This window comes from Mesorhizobium sp. IMUNJ 23033, from assembly GCF_044778005.1.
Lineage (GTDB): Bacteria > Pseudomonadota > Alphaproteobacteria > Rhizobiales > Rhizobiaceae > Mesorhizobium > Mesorhizobium amorphae_A.
Map to the genome: position 1 here is coordinate 322,488 of NZ_JBJACT010000002.1, position 16,346 is coordinate 338,833.

Consider the following 16,346-nt stretch of genomic DNA (forward strand, 5'->3'; position numbering starts at 1 on the left):
ATTTTACATTGACCCGCTCTTCTGGAGCTGCGGATATTTTGCCCGGGGGGGTACAATCATGCAGTGGCTAACCGCGTTGCTGGCGTTCGCCACGACGATGCTTATGTTTGCGATCGTCGTGTCGACACTGGTGGAAATGATCCATCGCATCTTTGGGCTGCGAGCCAAGGGCATGCAGCTCATGCTCGGAAATCTCTATTCGCGCGTCATCTTGCCAAAGCTTACTAAGTCGGAGGGGGATGCGAAGGAGTTGCTGACACCGCAGCAATTCGCCGCGCTGATCATGGAAAACCGGGCGACCACCGAGAAGGGCGATCCATCAACCGGATGGATCAGCGGATTTCTGCGCTGGTTTGTCGATTGGGCCGTGGTCACCGACATTCCGGTGGAGGTGTTTACGCAAAAGCTCGCCTCCAGCCGGCTCGTAGGCGCAGCCGACGTTCTGACCGACGAAGTGGTCATGGATGTTTCGCAGAAATACGAGGCATTCGGCAAGGAAGTCAGCCTGTATTTCGAAAGCCGGGCGCGCCTGTTTTCGGTCTGCGTCGCGTTCTTCGTGGCCTGGACATTCTACGTTCACCCTAACAAGCTTGCCGTCGCTTTTCTCAAGAATCCTGAAATCGCCGGGACCGTTGCCGAAAAGGCCGCGGACGTTCACGCCCAATACGCCGTGCTGATGGAGAAGTTGAACACCGCTGCCGCGGCCAAGCCGGAGACCGGCGCCGGAAGCACGGAAGACCTGAAAGGCGCGATTGCCGCGCTGCAGGAAAAACTGACGGAAGCTGAAAACCAGACCAAGGAGCTAAGGACCCTCGGCGCGCCGGTGGGTTGGGAAGTCAATCCCGCATTGAAGTCCTGCGCTTTGGGTGCCGTCACCGTGGATTGTTCATTTGGCGCCTTCGGCACCAACTGGACCTTGCCCTCGATCGCGAACGCCTTCTGGCTGCTGGTCGGCGGGCTTCTGGTTGGATTGGGAGCGCCGTTCTGGGCGCAAGCGGTGTCGTCGCTGACCGCATCCCGCGTGTGAGCCGCCGGATCGCCGAAATCGTTACTCCCAACGGGGTCGCGACTGCGAAAGCGGCTGTCCCGCAGGATGCCGCGCCGCAGCCGGATTCCGTTCCCGTCACTACGTTCAAGGTTGCGCGCGCGGCCGAACAGAAGAACGTCGCGAAGTAGGGGCTTCCAGCGGGTTCTCATCGGGAGAAGGGGCAGTTACCTGGGCAAGACCGAGCCTCGGTCGGGCGTTTTCGCTTTGTAGCGCAACGATTCTCGCTTACCGTTGCGTCATGTCCGCCTCTGGTCATGCAGGGTATTTTCTCCCTAGCGCCGCCGCATTGGCGCTGTTGCTCAGCCTGACCTCGCGAACCCTCGCAGCGGAACCCGTCGACATCGAGCTTGTGCTGGCCGTCGATGTTTCGCTGTCGATGTCGCCGGACGAACTCGAAATCCAGCGCCACGGCTATTCGGCGGCGTTGACGCATGACAGTGTTCTGAAGGCCATTGCCGACGGCGCCTATGGCAAGATCGCCGTCACCTATGTCGAATGGGCCGGCGCCACCTGGCAGCAGGTCGTCGTGCCATGGACGGTGATCGCCAGTCGTGCTGACGCCGAGCGGGTGGCCGCGCAGCTTTCCGCTCATCCGCCGGGCAGCGCACGGCGTACATCGATTTCCGGCGCGCTGCAGTTCGGCAGCGACCTTTTCGCGGAAAGCGGCTTCCAGGGCGTCAAGCGCGTCATCGACATTTCCGGTGACGGTCCCAACAATCAGGGCGCGCCGGTCAATTTCATCCGCGACCAGGTGGTCAGGCAAGGCATCACCATCAACGGGCTGCCGCTGATGACGCGAGGCGGCTTCAGCGGTGCCTATGACGTCAACAATCTCGATCGCTATTACAGCGATTGTGTCATCGGCGGCCCTGGCGCTTTCATGATCCCGGTTAATGACTGGACGCAGTTTCCCGAAGCGATCCGCCGCAAGCTGGTGCTGGAACTTGCCGGCCCGGCCTCGCCGCAATGGGCGGAAGAGGCTGATCATCCGCCTGTTGTCTTGGTGCAGGACATACAAGTCGCCGATTGCCAGGTGGGTGAGAAGATGTGGCGCGACCGCAGCTGGATGTTCGACGCCCGATAGAGCAATTCCAGGAAAAGTGTGAAACGGTTTTCCGTCCGGAATTGCGTCAAAACAAAGAGATAGAGCGCGCAGAGCGGATACGCTCAATCTGCGCATGTTTCCGTTCTTGGCTGATGCGGTGGGTTGCCTGTTTGGCCTGCGCAATGGCAAACTCGCATGCGCCGGGCGAGATCAAGCGGCTTGCGGCAAATGCGGTTGAGGAGAAGAATGCTTATGAAGAAACTTGTCATCCTGACGGCTATTGCCTCGGTGCTTTGTGCCGGCACCGCCAGCGCCCAATATGAGGGTGAGACCGGCTGCGTCATGTTCGAGCATGCAAATTTTCGCGGCCGCGCGATTGAGATGGGGTCCAATGACTCGGTGAGTTTTCGCGGCGGCCAGTTTTGGAACGACCGCGCATCGTCGGTGATCGTGCGCCGCGGCTGCACGTTCGTCGCCTATGAGCATTCGAGGATGCGGGGCGAGTCGATCGAGCTCAATCGCCGGGTCCGCGATTTCGGTGGCAGCGGCTGGAACGACCGCATCTCGTCCGCCGAGTGTTATTGCGACGACCGGTATTGAGGCAGGCCGCTGCACCTGAATTGACCAAGGTCTGACAGGGCTAGAGCAGTGCTCTAGGCCGCCAGCAATTGCTTGCGGTCGACGCGCTCCTGTTGCGGCGAGCGGGCATAGAGTTCGCGGTAGCATTTGGAGAAGTGCGACGCCGACACGAAGCCGCATGCGACCGCGACTTCGACCACCGGCAGCGACGACTGGATCAACAGGTGGCGGGCTCGGTCGAGGCGGATCTCCAGATAGTAGCGGGCCGGCGAACGGCCCATTTCGGTGCGGAACAGGCGCTCGATCTGCCGGCGCGACAGGTCGACATGGTCGGCGATCTCGATTAGCGACAGCGGCTCGGACAGGTTTGCTTCCATCAGTTCGATGATGGTCAGCACCTTGGAGTTCTGCACGCCGAGGCGGGCGCGCAGCGGCAGGCGCTGGCGGTCGGTCGGGCTGCGCACGCGGTCGGTCAGCACCTGCTCGCACACCCGGTTGACGAGACTTTCGTCGAAGTCGTCGCCGATCAGCTTCAGCATCATGTCGAGGGCGGCGGTGCCACCGGCGCAGGTGTAGATGTTCTGGTCGATCTCGAAAAGGTCGGCAAAGACGTTGGCCTTGGGGAAGGCCTCGGAAAAGCCGGGCAGGTTCTCCCAATGGATGGCGCAGCGCTTGTTCGACAGCAGCCCGGCGGCGGCCAGGATGTACGCGCCGGTGCAGAGCCCACCGACGGCGACGCCGCGATTGTACTCCTCGCGCAGCCAGGCAAAGGCCGACTTGTTCTGATAGCGCTCGACATTGGTGCCGCTGCAGACGATGGCCATGTTGGGCCGGTCCGGCCCGGCCATCTTCTTGCGCTCTTCCTCAAGCGAGGTGTTGACGGCGCATTCGACGCCGTTCGAGGCGCGCACCGGCTTGCCGTCGATACTGGCCAGGCGCCAGCGATAGGCCTCGTAGCCAAGCATCCGGTTGGCCGACCGCAGCGGGTCGAGCGCCGTCGCAAAGGCGATCATGGTGAAATCGGGAACAAGGAAGAATACAAACGATCTTCTGATCGGATGCTTTACGGCATTCACGGGAAACCTCACGCGGCCATGACGCGAACAGGATGTCGCGAACAGCATAGCGTCATCAGGAAAAACCATTCCTGTCAATCGGGTAGAAGGCTTCGCGGCAACTAAATTTGCGACATGGGTCGCAAATGGGCAATTGTCTTGCGCGACAGGCAGGCCGTGCCAGCGGATCGGGCAATTGCCGAACCGACTGGCCGAAATAGAACGCCGCCCCGGCAAGACCGAAGCGGCGTCAACCTCGAAGCAGCGGCAGGGACCGCTGCGCTTGAAGTCGGTATCTCAGGCGACGAAGCCGAGGCGCGCCGCATTCATGGCGCCGGTCTGGCCAGGCATGGTCTTGGCAAGGCGCTGGCGCTCGAGAGCGGTCGTCAGGTTCATCTCGCGGCGGGCGAAGAGGCGGGCAAAAAGCTTCATGTTCATCTCCATTCGGTTGCTCAGACGGGTCGCCTTCGCTTGATGGAGTGGGGCAGCTCGTTTGCTGGCGGTGATATAGGCTTGTGTGAGCAAAAACTAAATCGCAAATGCGAAGCACTTGATATGAAAAGCGACACGGATTGCGACATTGTTGGGCAAACTGCCCAGAATTTACGATTACTTACAATGCGTTAATTCGAAAACTGGGCTGTTATGCAAGCGGCTCATATGCGTCATGCAACGGCGACATGGCTGCAGAAATCGTTTGAATGCAAATAAAAAGGCCTGCCGGATCTGCGCGGCAGGCCTTCAGACTTTGATACACACGATTTACTTTGCTCCAGCCCAGGATCCGACACCGAGGCGCGAACCGGTTCTGGTATCGGCGGCTTCGGGCCAGCCGATGTCCTTCTGCAGTTCGATCGGCAGCGAATGGATTGCGCGTTCGGTCTGGTAGCGGGCGCGGGCTGCGCTGAATTCGGTCGCGTAGCGACCAATGGATGACAGGATGGACATTTCATTCTCCTTCATGTTGGGGGCCGGACGGGCCGGCATGTTTCAACTTCATTTCATGTCGATTGCAGGTCTGCGTGGTGGTCGTTTCGTGACCGCTTTCGATGCCTGCTGCTTCGATGGAGTTGACTATCCTCCCAAAGTGATGTTCAATCAAACGAAATGGAATGATCGTTCACATCAGAAAAATTGAAGGTCGATCCCGATGAACGCCCCACTCAATCATCCACTGCCGCTGCTCGATCTCGATGTCCTGCGCACGTTCGTGGCTATTGCCGAGACGGGCAGCTTCACCACGGCCGCCAATGCGGTGTTCCGCACGCCGTCGGCCGTCTCCATGCAGATCAAGAAGCTCGAGGACATCCTCGGCCGCTCCGTATTCGCGCGCGACGCGCGTTCGGTGACGCTGACCACGGATGGCGAGATGCTGCTCGGCTATGCGCGCCGGCTGCTGTCGATCAACCGCGAGATAGTGTCGAAGTTCATCATCCCAGACATTGTCGGCGTGGTGCGGCTGGGATCGCCGGACGATTATGGCGAGCGCGTGCTGCCACATGTTCTGAAGCGTTTCGCGCAGTCGCATCCGTCGATCGCGGTCGACGTGACCATCGACCAGAGCGTCAATTTGCGCCGGCGCATGGATGACCGCGCGCTCGACATCACGCTGCTCACCAACTCCTACAAGACCAGTGCGCTCGGCGCCGAGGTCCTGCTCACCGAACCGATCGTCTGGGCCGGTGCCAAGGGCGGCTGCGCGCATCTGCGCGAGCCACTGCCGGTTTCGCTGTGGGAGGAGGGCTGCGCCTGGCGGGCAGGGGCGCTCGAGGCGCTCGGCCGCGAGGGCCGCAACTATCGCATCGCCTATATGAGCGCGCACACGGCCGGCCAGCGCGCCGCCATCATGTCCGACCTGGCGGTGGCGCCGCTGCCGAAATCCTTCCTCGGCAACGACATGGTCGAGCTCTGCCCGAAGGACGGCATGCCCGATATCGGCACCTACAATCTCGCCATGGTGGTGGCACCGGATGCCAGCGCCCCGGTGAAGGCCGTCGCCGACCACATCCGAGCGACTTTCGAAGTGTTCAGGGAAACCGGCAAGTTCTGACGAGCCAGGACATGAACCGTGATTCAGTGCTTAGCGATCTTATCACGTTCGGCAAGCCGATTGATGTTCTGGTCGCAATCGTAGGCGACGTGGGTTGGTCCGAGACGCCAGAGGTCGTCCTGACCACCGATCATATTTTGAGTGTGCTCCGACGGTTCCAGGCAGGAGAACTCACTGCCGCGGACGTGGAGGCATGGGCGGACCTGATCGAATGCAGGGAAGACATCGACTACCAGCCAGAACGAGATGAAGAAATACTGGAAGCGATCTACGTGCTGGCCAATCCGGTCTTGAATGGATTGCTTGATGAAGCTTTGACTGACCAGGTGATCGCTTCGCTCTTGCCCTGACCGGTGGTTCTGTCGCTGTTTAGAAAAGCGACGATACGTTCGCGCGCCCGCCGCGCTTCGGGCATCTCGATCAGCGGCCAGACGTGGAACATGCCTTCCTCGTAGACGACCTCGACGTCGACGCCGGCGGCACGTGCCTTCTCGGCGAAAATCAAATTGTCGGGGCTGAGCAGGTCGTGCGAGCCGGTCAGGAGCAGCGTTTTCGGCAAGACCGAGAGGTCGCCGTAAAGCGGGCTGATATGCCAATCGCTGCGATCAAAGCCGGCGCTATAGAGCCGGACGGCCTCCATCCCCCCCGAAATGCCGAGCCAGGGATCATTGCGCTCGGCCTCGAACACTTCGGGGTTGGAGAGCGACATGTCGAGCCCGGGTGAGATCAGCACATGGCGTGACGGGAGAGCAAGGCCATGTTCCGCGGCCATCATGGTCAGCACCACGGCCATGTTGCCGCCGGCGGAATCGCCCATGAAGACGATGTCTTCTTCCGTCTCGTCGAGCATCTGGCGGTAAACTTCGCTCACCATGCCGAACATGGCGTGGAAATCGTGTTCGGGCGCGATGGGGTAGATCGGCACGGTGATGCCATAGCCCAGCCGCTCGGCCATCTCGGCGATCAGCCCCCAATGATAGGAGGTGATCTGGAAGACATAGGCGCCGCCATGCAGATAGAGGATCCGCTTGTGCTCGCCAGCCTTGGGCGCGATGTCATAGACGGGGAAGCCATTGACGCTGCGTTCGGCAATGTCGAGGCGGTGGCGCAGCGACGCCGGCGGATGATAGTCCTCGGTCTTGCGCGCATAGGCGATCCAGCGCTGCAGGTTTTCCGGGCTGGAAAAAGCCTTTTTGCGGCTATGCCTGAGGACAAAGGAAACGACGTGGCTTTTGAAACTGGGCATGCGGATACGCGAACTTCGGCCGGAGCCGACTAAGAGAAATCCCCTACTCTTCCGAAGATCGTATCTGCGCGAAAAATGTCAAGATTTGCGCCGGGAACAACACGGTGGTGTGATCCTGCCGGCGATCCGCGGCAAGGCTCAGCGCCGCGGCAGCAGCGCGGCGCGCAGCTTGTTGTTGCTGGCCGCCGAGGCCGCGGAACGGCCCCGGCGGGTGCCGAGCAATTTGCATTTGTCGGCGAAGGTCATCAGCGCGCCGAACCCAGGAGCAGAGCCGACAGGGTGGCCTGCGGATCATTGCGCGGCGACACCGGCCAGCCAATGTCCTTCTGGATTTCGGAAGGCAGGCTGTTCAGGGCCCGGATCGCCTTGTTCCTGTTATGCGCATGCTTGAGGGCCGCGCCATAGCGGCCGAAGCTATCGAACATCGACATGCTGGTTCCTCCAGGGTTGCGGCGGCCGGAACATTTCCTGGCTGCCGTTCGATGCCCGGTTAAATGCGCCGTGCATGTATCGGAGGGATTTCGCGAAAACGGGGGGTTTGTTTCAGATCCTGCTGATCTGGAAACATTCGCATACAAATGAAATTGCGCGGGCCTGCCGGCTGCAGGCAGCCGGCTTATTCCCGGCCGCGCCGGGCCGCGTGGCCTTCGCGCGAACGCCGGCGCGGCGTGGCGTCGCCGGCAATGCCGTCCTCGCTGACGGTTTTCCTGGGCGGCAGTTTGACCGCCGCCGACAGTTTCGGGAACGGGTCGACCTTGTTCGGGAGCGCCATGGCGTAGACGAAATGCTCCTGGAATTTCGGCTCCAGCGCGGTCTCGATCTTCTCGATGCGGCTCACCGTTTCCTCGATCTCGCGGCGATAGCCGCGATTGAGCAATGCCATGCGCGCACCGGCGCCGGCGGCGTTGCCGACGGCCGAGACCTTGTCGAGGTCGCAATCGGGAATCAGGCCCAGCACCATGGCGTATTTCGGATCGATGAAGGAGCCGAAGGCGCCGGCGAAATGGATGCGGTCGACATGGTCGGCGTTCTGCTTTTCCATCAACAGCTTGGTGCCGGCATAGAGTGCCGCCTTGGCAAGCTGGATGGCGCGCACGTCGGTCTGGGTGATGGTGATCTTGGGTTCGCCTTCCTTCAGCACGTAGGAGAAGGTGCGGCCATTGGCAACGACACGCGGCGAGCGCGCACTCAGCGACCCGTCGAGGACGCCGTCCTCGGAGATGATGCCGGCGAGATACATCTCGGCGACCACTTCGATGATGCCGGAGCCGCAGATGCCGGTCACGCCGGTCGCCTGCACGCTGTCGAGGAAGCCCGGCTCGTCGGACCACAGTTCCGAGCCGATGACGCGGTATTTCGGCTCCAGCGTGTCGGGATCGATGCGCACGCGCTCGATAGCGCCGGGCGCGGCGCGCTGGCCGCCGGAGATTTCCGCGCCCTCGAAGGCCGGGCCGGTAGGCGAGGAGGCCGCCACCACGCGTGTCCTGTTGCCGAGCACGATTTCGGCATTGGTGCCGACATCGACGATCAGCATCATCTCGTCCTGGCGGTGCGGGCCTTCCGACAGCGTCACCGCGGCTGCGTCGGCGCCGACATGGCCGGCGATGCAGGGTAGCATGTAGAGACGCGCGCCCTGATTGAGCTTCAGGCCGATATCCGACGCCTTGATGCGCACCGCGCCGGAGACGGCGAGCGCAAACGGCGCGCCACCGAGTTCGGTCGGATCGATGCCGAGGAACAGATGGTGCATGATCGGATTGCCGACGAAGACAGAATCCAGGATGTCGCCGCGCTGCACATTGCCTTCGGCGCAGACCTTGTCGACAAGGCCGGACACCGCCTCGCGCACGGCGACCGTCATGCCCTCGCGGCCGTCCGGGTTCATCATCACATAGGAGACGCGGCTCATCAGATCCTCGCCGAAGCGGATCTGCGGATTGGAGGTGCCCGACGAGGCGGCGACGCGGCCCGACAGCAGCGACACGAGATGCATGGCAATCGTGGTCGAGCCGATATCGCAGGCGAGCCCATAGGCCTCGTTCTTGAGGCCGGGCCATAGCGCGATGACACGCGCGGTCTCCGAGTCGGCATCCTTGTGGATGGCGGCCGTCGCAGTCCAGTTGCCCTTGCGCAAAATGCCCTGCACCTGAGGCAGCAGATAGAAATCGAAGTCCAGGCTCTTGAGGTTCCAGTCCTTCATCAAAGCGATCTTGAGGCGGTCGAGATCGCCGAGCGGCTTGTGCATGTCGGGCTCTTCGATCTCGACATAGCACATGCGGATCGCCGAATCGCGGGCGATGACCCTGGTGTCGGCGTCCTTGCGGATGGTCTGCGCGTTGATGACCGTGTCCTGCGGCACGTCGATGACGAGGTCACCGAGGATCTGCGCCGAGCAGGACAGGCGGCGCCGTTCGGGCAGGCCGCGGACGCGCTCATAGCGCTCTTCCTTGGCGCCCTTGGGCGAGATGTGGTCGTTGGAGGAGGTGATCTTGTGCTTGGCGAAATTGCCTTCCTGCACCTCGATCTGGCAGCGACCGCACGTGGCGCGACCGCCGCACACGCTCTCGACATAGACGCCGAGCTGGCGCGCGGCATCGAGCACCGGCGTGCCGACCGGAAACCGCCCGCGCTTGCCCGACGGCATGAACAGCACGAGCGGATCGGTGATGTTGGCAGGCGAGTTCACGATTGCGCGCTTATCCCCTGGCCATGCGGGCTTCACGTCCGCCGCGCCGGCGGCCGCCATTGCCGCCGCCTTCGCCCGGAGCGTTGACCGCGGTGGGCGCTGCGACCGCCTGGCCGCCTTCGGCCGGCTTGTAGTCCTTGTAGGTCCTGATCCAGTTGGTGCAGTTCTCGTCGGTGCCGTTGAGCACATTGGCGCCGCGCACGGCTTCCATTTCCTGCGGGCGCACCGGGTTCATGATCGCCGAGGTCATGCCGGCGCCGATCACCATCGGGATGAAGGAGGCATTGATGCCGTGGCGGTGCGGCAGGCCGAAGGAGATGTTGGAGAGGCCGCAGGTGGTGTTGACCTTGAGCTCTTCGCGGAGCCGACGCAGCAGCGCGAACACCTGGCGGCCGGCATCGCCCAGCGCGCCGATCGGCATCACCAGCGGATCGACGACGACGTCATGCGCCGGAATGCCGAAATCGGCACAGCGCTGCACGATCTTCTTGGCGACGGCGAAGCGCACGTCCGGGTCCATCGAGATGCCGGTCTCGTCATTGGAGATGGCGACGACCGGGACGTTGTACTTCTTGACCAGCGGCAGGATGGCTTCGAGCTTCTCTTCCTCGCCGGTGACGGAATTGACCAGCGGCCGACCCTTGGCGACCTTGAGCGCCGCTTCGATGGCGGCGGTGACCGAAGAGTCGATCGACAGCGGCAGGTCGACCAGGCCTTGCACGATCTCCAGCGTCTGCACCAGAAGCGCCGGCTCGGTGGCATTGGGGTCGACGGCGGTGACGCCGGCATTGACGTCGAGCATCGTGGCGCCGCAGGCGGCCTGTTCCAGCGCGTCCTTAATGACGGTTTCGAAATTGCCGGCCACCATCTCGGCGGCCAGCTTCTTGCGGCCGGTCGGGTTGATGCGTTCGCCGATCACGCAGAAGGGCTGGTCGAAGCCGATGATGATTTCTCGTGTCGCCGAGGCGACGATGGTGCGGGTCATGAAATCTCTCCGTCGTGATATAAAGAGTTCTTTATATCGTTATCTGATTTCGTTCAAGCGAATGGTGACCGTTGGCGCCGTCAATGCGCGGTCTTCACCATATCCACCTGGGTTTCGGTAATTTCGTCGTGCAGTATGTGGCCGAGCCGGTCGGCGACCATCTGGTCGTCGCGACGGATTTCGCGCTTCCATGGCTGGCGGCCCTTGAGCACACCCGATTCATCGACGATCTCGGCGACATATTCCTCCTGGCGGTAGGCCATCACATGGACGCCGGATATGCCGGGGATTTCCTTCACCTCGTTGATGATGTCGATGCAGAGCTGCTTGCCTTCCTTTTTCTGGTCCTGGGCCCCTTCCAGCCGCTTGATGATCGCGTCGGGGATATGGATGCCCGGTACGTTGTTGCGGATCCATTTGGCCGTCTTGGCCGACGCCAGCGGGCCGACGCCGCACAGGATGAATACCTTTTCGGTGTGGCCGAGATCGCGCGCCTTCTGCATGAAGGTTTTGAACATCGGCACGTCGAAGCAATACTGCGTCTGCACGAACTGCGCCCCGGCGGCGATCTTCTTGCCGAGATGGATGGGGCGGAAGTCGAAGGGCGGCGCGAACGGATTGACGGCGGCGCCGAGGAAGATCTGCGGCGGCGTCGTCAGCTTACGGCCAGACAGGAACTTGCCGTTGTCGCGCATGATGCGGCAGGTCTCGAGCAGCGACATGGAATCGAGGTCGAACACCGGCTTGGCGCCGGGCTGGTCGCCCGCTTGCACACCGTCGCCGGTGAGGCACAACATGTTGGCGACGCCCATCGCAGCACCACCCAGCACGTCGCCCTGGATGGCGATGCGGTTCTTGTCTCGACAGGCGATCTGCATGATCGGGGCATAGCCCATGCGGGTCAACAGCGCGCAGATGCCGACCGAGGACATGTGGCAGTTGGCGCCGGAGGCATCGACGGCATTGATGGCGTCGACCCAGCCGTCGAAGATTTTCGCGCGGTTGTAGACGTCTTCCGGATCGGCGCTGTCGGGCGGGTTGAGCTCGGTCGTCACCGCGAATTCGCCGCGCCGCAGCACGCGCTCCAGCCGGCCGCGCGAAGAGTGGCCGGGCAGGGGATCGAGCGGCAGGTGGATGCCGGCGGGGTTCTCGTCGAGCTGGCGGGCGATCATGCCGAGGCTCCGGTCTTAGGTGCCTGGGCGGCTTCACGCGCGGCGGCTGCCTGTGCGGTCACCCGCAGCCAAGCGGAGGTTTCGCGCAGCGACTGGTCGACGGGCTTTTGCACGTCGAGGATCTTGTCGCCATGCACCATGTTCTGCGAGCCTTCCCAGGCCTTGACCCAGACGCAGGGCATATCGGGCTCGACCTCGCAATTGCCGTTGGCGCGCACGCCGCCGCACGGGCCGTTGCGCAACTGCTTGGGGCAGTTCATCGGGCACGACATGCCGGTCGAGGACAATACGCACTGCCCGCACATGCGGCAGTCGAACATGAAACCCTTGACGCGTTTTTCGACGAATTTGATCGGGGCTTCGACGCGGCCGTAGCCGAGGCCCTTCCACAGCGGATGCAGCAGCAGGAACATGTCGGCGAAGCGGGAATAGAACCATTCGAGCAGGCGTGAATGGCGGATCGACCACAGCCGCACCGCGAACGAGCGCTGCACGCGCCGCTGCGGCGATACGTCGGCCGGCTTGTAGTCGGACTTCGGCGCTGCCTTCTTGACCAAAGTGGCCTGGGTAACCGCCGGTTGAGGCTCAGACATGTTCTTTCCCGCCCGCCTTGACCAGAGCGACCAGCCGCTCGCGGTCATATTTCGCATCGAGCTCCTGAAAAGCCTTTTCGACCTCGGCTTCGAGATCGTCGCCGACCGGAACCGGATCGGCCTTGCGCCATTCGGCGAGATAATCATCGGTGCCGCCGGCGCCGGTGCGCATGGCGCACATGTCGATCGCCTCGGTGAAACGCAGCGGCAGCTCGCGCTTGGCGTTCTGCCGGCCCTTCTTGACGATGACCTGGGCGGGGATGTCGCGCCAGTACACGACGATCAGATCGGCCATGAAATTCTCACTCCTCTAAGCATCGAGCATTGCCGCATGCGCATGGGGGCTGCTTGTTATGGGACGACGCGCGCGCATTCAAAAGCGACGCTATTGATTGCTGCAGTGGAAAGGCGAAATTCTTGGGAGTGATGTGGCTACCAGACCCGCTTGGTCACGCCGGTCCAAAGATAGAACCAGATCGTCGGATGGTACCATTGTTTCGAAGGCAGATCCGGATCTGACGTGGCAAGTTTCCCCGCCAGCGCGTCGCTGACCGCCTCGACGCAGATGTCGCGCGAGAACGCCGCCTGACGCAGCACATAGCTCGAAATGGTGTCGCCCGGCTCGGGCCTGCCGCGCGCCTGTTTCAGCACGCCGCCGGTGTCGACGCCGGCGTCGACCAGATGCACGGTCGTGCCGAAGTTCTGCGCGTCGCCTGAGGCAAGGGCCCAGTAGCCGCCATTCATGCCGCGATATTTCGGGGCGATGCCGGCATGATAGTTGAGCACCGGGCAAGGCATCTTCGCCAGCGTCTGCCTGGACAACAGGCGGCAGCCGGCAAGCAGCACCACACCCGGCTGGAGGTCCGTGATCGCCTGCAGGCATTCCGGCGCGTTTGCCGACGGAACGTTGATGATCTTCTTGCCGGGCTTCGGCTCGGTCTGAAGCTTCTGGTCGGCAATCAATCGCGCCGCATGGCTGGCGAAAAAACGCTTGCCGAGCCGGGTCAGCACCATCGTGCCGAGTTGACCTACGGCCGAGATCCAGCCTTGGCGGCGGGCGCGTCCAAGCAGCAATTGCTTTTTGGGTTCAGGTGTTTCGAGGACGACGCTGACAGGGCCATGCCGGTCGGCTATGGCGTTTATGATGGCCCAGATATGCGGCCCGCCTTCGGTGACGACGACGATCGGCCGTAGGTTTGCTTTCGACGGTTCCATGGTTTTCGACGTGCCTGGGGATGACCTGCTATCGGCAGGCCGGATGCTAGGCTGTCCGGGTTAATCCTTGGTGATTGCCCACCCGCCACGGGGTTGCGTCGCCGATCAACGCTTGAATTCCATGATGTCGAGCTTGGATTCGTAATAGGGCGCCGGGAATTCGATGCGCCATTCGCTGGCGCTGTTGCGGAAGGCATAGCCGACCTGGTCGCTCTTCGGACCGCTGCCGTAAGGCTTCGCCAGATCCTCGTTGACGGTGAAGGAGCCGAGATAGATGGCGCGCTTTTCGCCGTCGTCGAAGAAGCGGCCCTTGGTGCGCTGCGAGCCGCTTACCTTTTCCAGCCGCCAGCCGGAGCCGTCATCGCTCACCTTGCACTTGAACCAGCCATAGATGACGAGCGGGCTCAGCCCGCCGGCCTTGATAGTGCGGCACTTCCAGTTGCCGGTCAGGTCCTTGTCGGAAAACGCCACCAGCGGCTTTGCCAGCAGAGCGTCGAGCTGCTTGGCCTCGGTAGGGTCGCCGGCCTTGGCCTCATCGAGGGCCGCCTTGCGCGTCTCGCCATATTTGTCCAGCCGCGCCTTGTCGGCCGCGGTGATCAGTTTTTGCACCTCGCCGTCGGCGTGAGCCGGCAGGACAGCGCAGACGCTCAGGCACAGAGATAGTAGCAACGGCCGAACAGACATGGAAATTTTCCCCTCTTGGTCAGTGTCTCAGGCGATTGCTGAGGCCTCTGCCAACTCTTTCGTCAGGTCGCCATAGCCGGTCGAGCGGCGCTCATAGGCAAGGCCGAGCATCTTCGCGGCCTTCTCGGCCACCTTGTCGAGCTCCGGATCGTCGGTCTGGGCGATATAGACCAGCTTCTCATAATTGCCGAAATAGTCCTTGATCAACTCGGGGTGCTTGTCGAGCCCGAGCGGCTTCATGAAGAAGGCGTCGAACTGGCGGCAGAGGAAGTCGGTCATGTAGAACGACATCATGTCGTCATCGGCGATCTTCGCATAGGCGTCCATGCCCTGGTAGAAGGCGAAGCAGTGCGGGCCGGCCATGCGCTCGACACCGTGCTTCTCGCAGATGCGGTCGAGCAGGCCGCCGGTGCCGCAATCGGCATAGCCGACGAAGATGTGTTCGTAACCGTCCGCCTTGGCCTTCTCGATGGCCTTGTCCATCGCCGGCGGGATGCGGTCCGGATAGAAATGAAACTCCGCCGGCAGGCAGGTCAATTCGAGATGATCCAGTTTGAGCTGTTGCTTGACGGCCAAAACTTCGCGCGCAATCATCCCGCAGGCGATGACGAGCAGCCTGTCCGTTTGATTCGGTTTCGTTTTTTGTATCTCGGCCATGGAACCAGTCGAACTGGCCTTCGTTGCTCTAGGGCTAATTTATCTGTTGAGGGAGACACCGTCCATGAAACTGCTACGCATCGCGCCGATTGCCGTCCTTGCCTGTGCGCTAGCCCTTACGGCATGCGCGAACACAGTCCGTGGCGTCGGCAAGGATGTCAAATCGACAGCCAATGCCGTCGAGGACACGGTCAAGAATCCCTGATCCACGCCTCACCATCATCTGGGAACAAAAAAGCCGCGCTGCAAGGCGCGGCTTTCTCCATGTCCGTGCCGGATTTGCCGATCAGGCTGAAACGCGCACATTGTGCTTGCGCTTCATGAAGTCCTTGGCGGTCTCGACCGCCACCGCCGCGTCGCGGCAATAGGCATCGGCGCCGACGGCCTTGCCGAATTCCTCGTTGAGCGGCGCGCCGCCGACCAGCACGACATAGTCGTCGCGGATGCCCTTTTCCTTCATCGTGTCGATGACGACCTTCATGTAGGGCATGGTCGTGGTCAAAAGTGCCGACATGCCGATGATGTCGGGCTGATGCTTTTCGATGGCGTCGAGGTATTTTTCGACCGCATTGTTGATGCCGAGATCGATGACGTCGAAGCCGGCGCCCTCCATCATCATGCCGACGAGGTTCTTGCCGATGTCGTGGATGTCGCCCTTAACGGTGCCGATCACCATCTTGCCCTGCTTCGGCGCGCCGGTGGCGGCAAGCAGCGGGCGCAGGATGAACATGCCGGCCTTCATTGCGTTGGCGGACAAAAGCACTTCCGGCACGAACAGGATGCCGTCGCGAAAATCCTCGCCGACGATGCGCATGCCTTCGACCAGCGCCTCGGTCAGCACCTTGTAGGGTGCCCAGCCGCGCTCGAGCAGGATCTGTGTGCCTTCCTCGATCTCTTCCTTCAACCCGTCATAAAGGTCGTCGTGCATCTGCTGCACCAACTCGTCGTCGGAAAGCTCGGAAAGGATGATCTCGTCGTCGGCCATTTTGATCCAGCTCCTCACGGCATCGCGACTGCGTCGCAAGGCACAACATATTTGCGTCCATACCTAACCCGCTAGGGGCGGGTATCCATAGCTGATTTGCGACTTCCCGCAAAAGGAAAGCGACCGCAAATCTATTGGAATTCTTGTCGATTTTGCGACAGGCGTTGGCGCTGGCTGGCCGTTTCGAATAGGGTGCATGGCTACGATCCGGGCAGGAGCGGCAAGATGCGGCCGCAGCGGATTTCAGACAAGAACAGATTCAGGGAAGAACCACCATGAGCGAACACGCGGCAGTCGACCAGGAAGCGTCAAACGCGCGGCGCGGGCGTGGCGCCAGCGGCGGAGC

21 protein-coding genes are annotated in these 16,346 nt (G+C 62.0%); 7 read left to right on the forward strand and 14 right to left on the reverse strand.

Translation table 11 applies throughout. The features are described from left to right. Window positions 1-103: 103 nt before the first annotated feature. The 3 genes from ACFX5Q_RS04815 (at window position 104) to ACFX5Q_RS04825 (ending at window position 2,693) form a co-directional block, all read left to right on the forward strand. Window positions 104-1,027, forward strand: coding sequence for a hypothetical protein (locus ACFX5Q_RS04815; protein WP_404275817.1), 924 nt, complete (start codon window positions 104-106; stop codon window positions 1,025-1,027). 259 nt (window positions 1,028-1,286) lie between these two features. Next, window positions 1,287-2,132: a DUF1194 domain-containing protein gene (locus ACFX5Q_RS04820; protein ID WP_404275819.1), complete on the forward strand. Its 846-nt coding sequence runs from the start codon at window positions 1,287-1,289 to the stop codon at window positions 2,130-2,132. A 213-nt stretch (window positions 2,133-2,345) separates the two neighbouring features. Continuing rightward, a complete protein-coding gene (locus ACFX5Q_RS04825) occupies window positions 2,346-2,693 on the forward strand; it encodes a peptidase inhibitor family I36 protein (protein ID WP_192181024.1) in 348 nt (115 codons plus the stop codon). Between the two features lie 53 nt (window positions 2,694-2,746). Here ACFX5Q_RS04825 and ACFX5Q_RS04830 read toward each other — a convergent pair whose 3' ends face one another. The 3 genes from ACFX5Q_RS04830 to ACFX5Q_RS04840 all read right to left on the reverse strand — a co-directional run bounded on the left by ACFX5Q_RS04830 (window position 2,747) and on the right by ACFX5Q_RS04840 (window position 4,675). After that, window positions 2,747-3,685 (reverse strand): GlxA family transcriptional regulator, encoded by a 939-nt coding sequence (locus ACFX5Q_RS04830; protein ID WP_404275851.1) that lies wholly within the window; start codon window positions 3,683-3,685, stop codon window positions 2,747-2,749. Window positions 3,686-4,024: 339 nt separating this feature from the next. Then, a complete protein-coding gene (locus tag ACFX5Q_RS04835) occupies window positions 4,025-4,159 on the reverse strand; it encodes a hypothetical protein (RefSeq protein ID WP_081482193.1) in 135 nt (44 codons plus the stop codon). Between the two features lie 330 nt (window positions 4,160-4,489). Then, window positions 4,490-4,675, reverse strand: coding sequence for a hypothetical protein (locus ACFX5Q_RS04840; RefSeq protein WP_404275821.1), 186 nt, complete (start codon window positions 4,673-4,675; stop codon window positions 4,490-4,492). On the opposite strand from ACFX5Q_RS04840, the gene ACFX5Q_RS04845 reads away from it, so the two are divergent. The 3 genes from ACFX5Q_RS04845 to ACFX5Q_RS04855 are packed head-to-tail and all read left to right on the forward strand — an operon-like array spanning window position 4,668 to window position 6,127. Next, entirely contained in the window at window positions 4,668-4,865 is a 198-nt protein-coding gene (locus ACFX5Q_RS04845; protein ID WP_404275823.1) for a hypothetical protein, read from the forward strand. The genes ACFX5Q_RS04840 and ACFX5Q_RS04845 overlap by 8 nt on opposite strands. A 12-nt stretch (window positions 4,866-4,877) precedes the next feature. Further along, window positions 4,878-5,777, forward strand: coding sequence for a LysR substrate-binding domain-containing protein (locus tag ACFX5Q_RS04850; RefSeq protein ID WP_192181027.1), 900 nt, complete (start codon window positions 4,878-4,880; stop codon window positions 5,775-5,777). Between the two features lie 11 nt (window positions 5,778-5,788). Continuing rightward, the gene (locus ACFX5Q_RS04855) at window positions 5,789-6,127 is read left to right on the forward strand and encodes a hypothetical protein (RefSeq protein ID WP_404275825.1); all 339 of its coding nucleotides are present in this window, start codon (window positions 5,789-5,791) and stop codon (window positions 6,125-6,127) included. Here the strand turns inward: ACFX5Q_RS04855 and ACFX5Q_RS04860 are convergent. The 10 genes from ACFX5Q_RS04860 to ACFX5Q_RS04905 all read right to left on the reverse strand — a co-directional run bounded on the left by ACFX5Q_RS04860 (window position 6,046) and on the right by ACFX5Q_RS04905 (window position 15,015). Continuing rightward, complete coding sequence (locus ACFX5Q_RS04860; protein WP_404275826.1) at window positions 6,046-7,023, reverse strand: alpha/beta hydrolase; 978 nt, start codon at window positions 7,021-7,023, stop codon at window positions 6,046-6,048. The genes ACFX5Q_RS04855 and ACFX5Q_RS04860 overlap by 82 nt on opposite strands. Before the next feature lie 245 nt (window positions 7,024-7,268). After that, complete coding sequence (locus ACFX5Q_RS04865) at window positions 7,269-7,448, reverse strand: hypothetical protein (protein ID WP_404275828.1); 180 nt, start codon at window positions 7,446-7,448, stop codon at window positions 7,269-7,271. Window positions 7,449-7,639: 191 nt separating this feature from the next. After that, complete coding sequence (locus tag ACFX5Q_RS04870) at window positions 7,640-9,769, reverse strand: ASKHA domain-containing protein (RefSeq protein WP_192181030.1); 2,130 nt, start codon at window positions 9,767-9,769, stop codon at window positions 7,640-7,642. Then, the gene (locus ACFX5Q_RS04875; protein WP_404275830.1) at window positions 9,720-10,694 is read right to left on the reverse strand and encodes a methyltetrahydrofolate cobalamin methyltransferase; all 975 of its coding nucleotides are present in this window, start codon (window positions 10,692-10,694) and stop codon (window positions 9,720-9,722) included. The genes ACFX5Q_RS04870 and ACFX5Q_RS04875 overlap by 50 nt, the downstream gene beginning before the upstream one ends. Window positions 10,695-10,774: 80 nt before the next feature. After that, on the reverse strand, window positions 10,775-11,866 hold the full coding sequence (locus tag ACFX5Q_RS04880; protein ID WP_192181032.1) for a methylenetetrahydrofolate reductase: 1,092 nt from the start codon (window positions 11,864-11,866) through the stop codon (window positions 10,775-10,777). Beyond that, entirely contained in the window at window positions 11,863-12,459 is a 597-nt protein-coding gene (locus ACFX5Q_RS04885; RefSeq protein WP_404275832.1) for a methylenetetrahydrofolate reductase C-terminal domain-containing protein, read from the reverse strand. The genes ACFX5Q_RS04880 and ACFX5Q_RS04885 overlap by 4 nt, the downstream gene beginning before the upstream one ends. Then, window positions 12,452-12,754: a virulence factor gene (locus ACFX5Q_RS04890; protein ID WP_006203336.1), complete on the reverse strand. Its 303-nt coding sequence runs from the start codon at window positions 12,752-12,754 to the stop codon at window positions 12,452-12,454. Before ACFX5Q_RS04890 ends, ACFX5Q_RS04885 begins: the two co-directional genes overlap by 8 nt. Window positions 12,755-12,891: 137 nt before the next feature. Beyond that, window positions 12,892-13,674, reverse strand: a complete 783-nt coding sequence (locus tag ACFX5Q_RS04895) for a formyl transferase (protein WP_404275834.1) — start codon at window positions 13,672-13,674, stop codon at window positions 12,892-12,894. Between the two features lie 105 nt (window positions 13,675-13,779). Then, window positions 13,780-14,358, reverse strand: a complete 579-nt coding sequence (locus ACFX5Q_RS04900; RefSeq protein WP_404275836.1) for a DUF4893 domain-containing protein — start codon at window positions 14,356-14,358, stop codon at window positions 13,780-13,782. A gap of 27 nt (window positions 14,359-14,385) precedes the next feature. Beyond that, window positions 14,386-15,015: a DUF1638 domain-containing protein gene (locus tag ACFX5Q_RS04905; RefSeq protein WP_404275837.1), complete on the reverse strand. Its 630-nt coding sequence runs from the start codon at window positions 15,013-15,015 to the stop codon at window positions 14,386-14,388. Window positions 15,016-15,079: 64 nt separating this feature from the next. Here ACFX5Q_RS04905 and ACFX5Q_RS04910 point away from each other — a divergent pair, with 64 nt between their 5' ends. Further along, entirely contained in the window at window positions 15,080-15,220 is a 141-nt protein-coding gene (locus ACFX5Q_RS04910; protein ID WP_404275839.1) for an EncA/B family entericidin, read from the forward strand. 81 nt (window positions 15,221-15,301) lie between these two features. On the opposite strand, the gene ACFX5Q_RS04915 is transcribed toward ACFX5Q_RS04910, so the two are convergent. Beyond that, on the reverse strand, window positions 15,302-16,000 hold the full coding sequence (locus ACFX5Q_RS04915; protein WP_404275840.1) for a corrinoid protein: 699 nt from the start codon (window positions 15,998-16,000) through the stop codon (window positions 15,302-15,304). Window positions 16,001-16,346 lie beyond the last annotated feature (346 nt).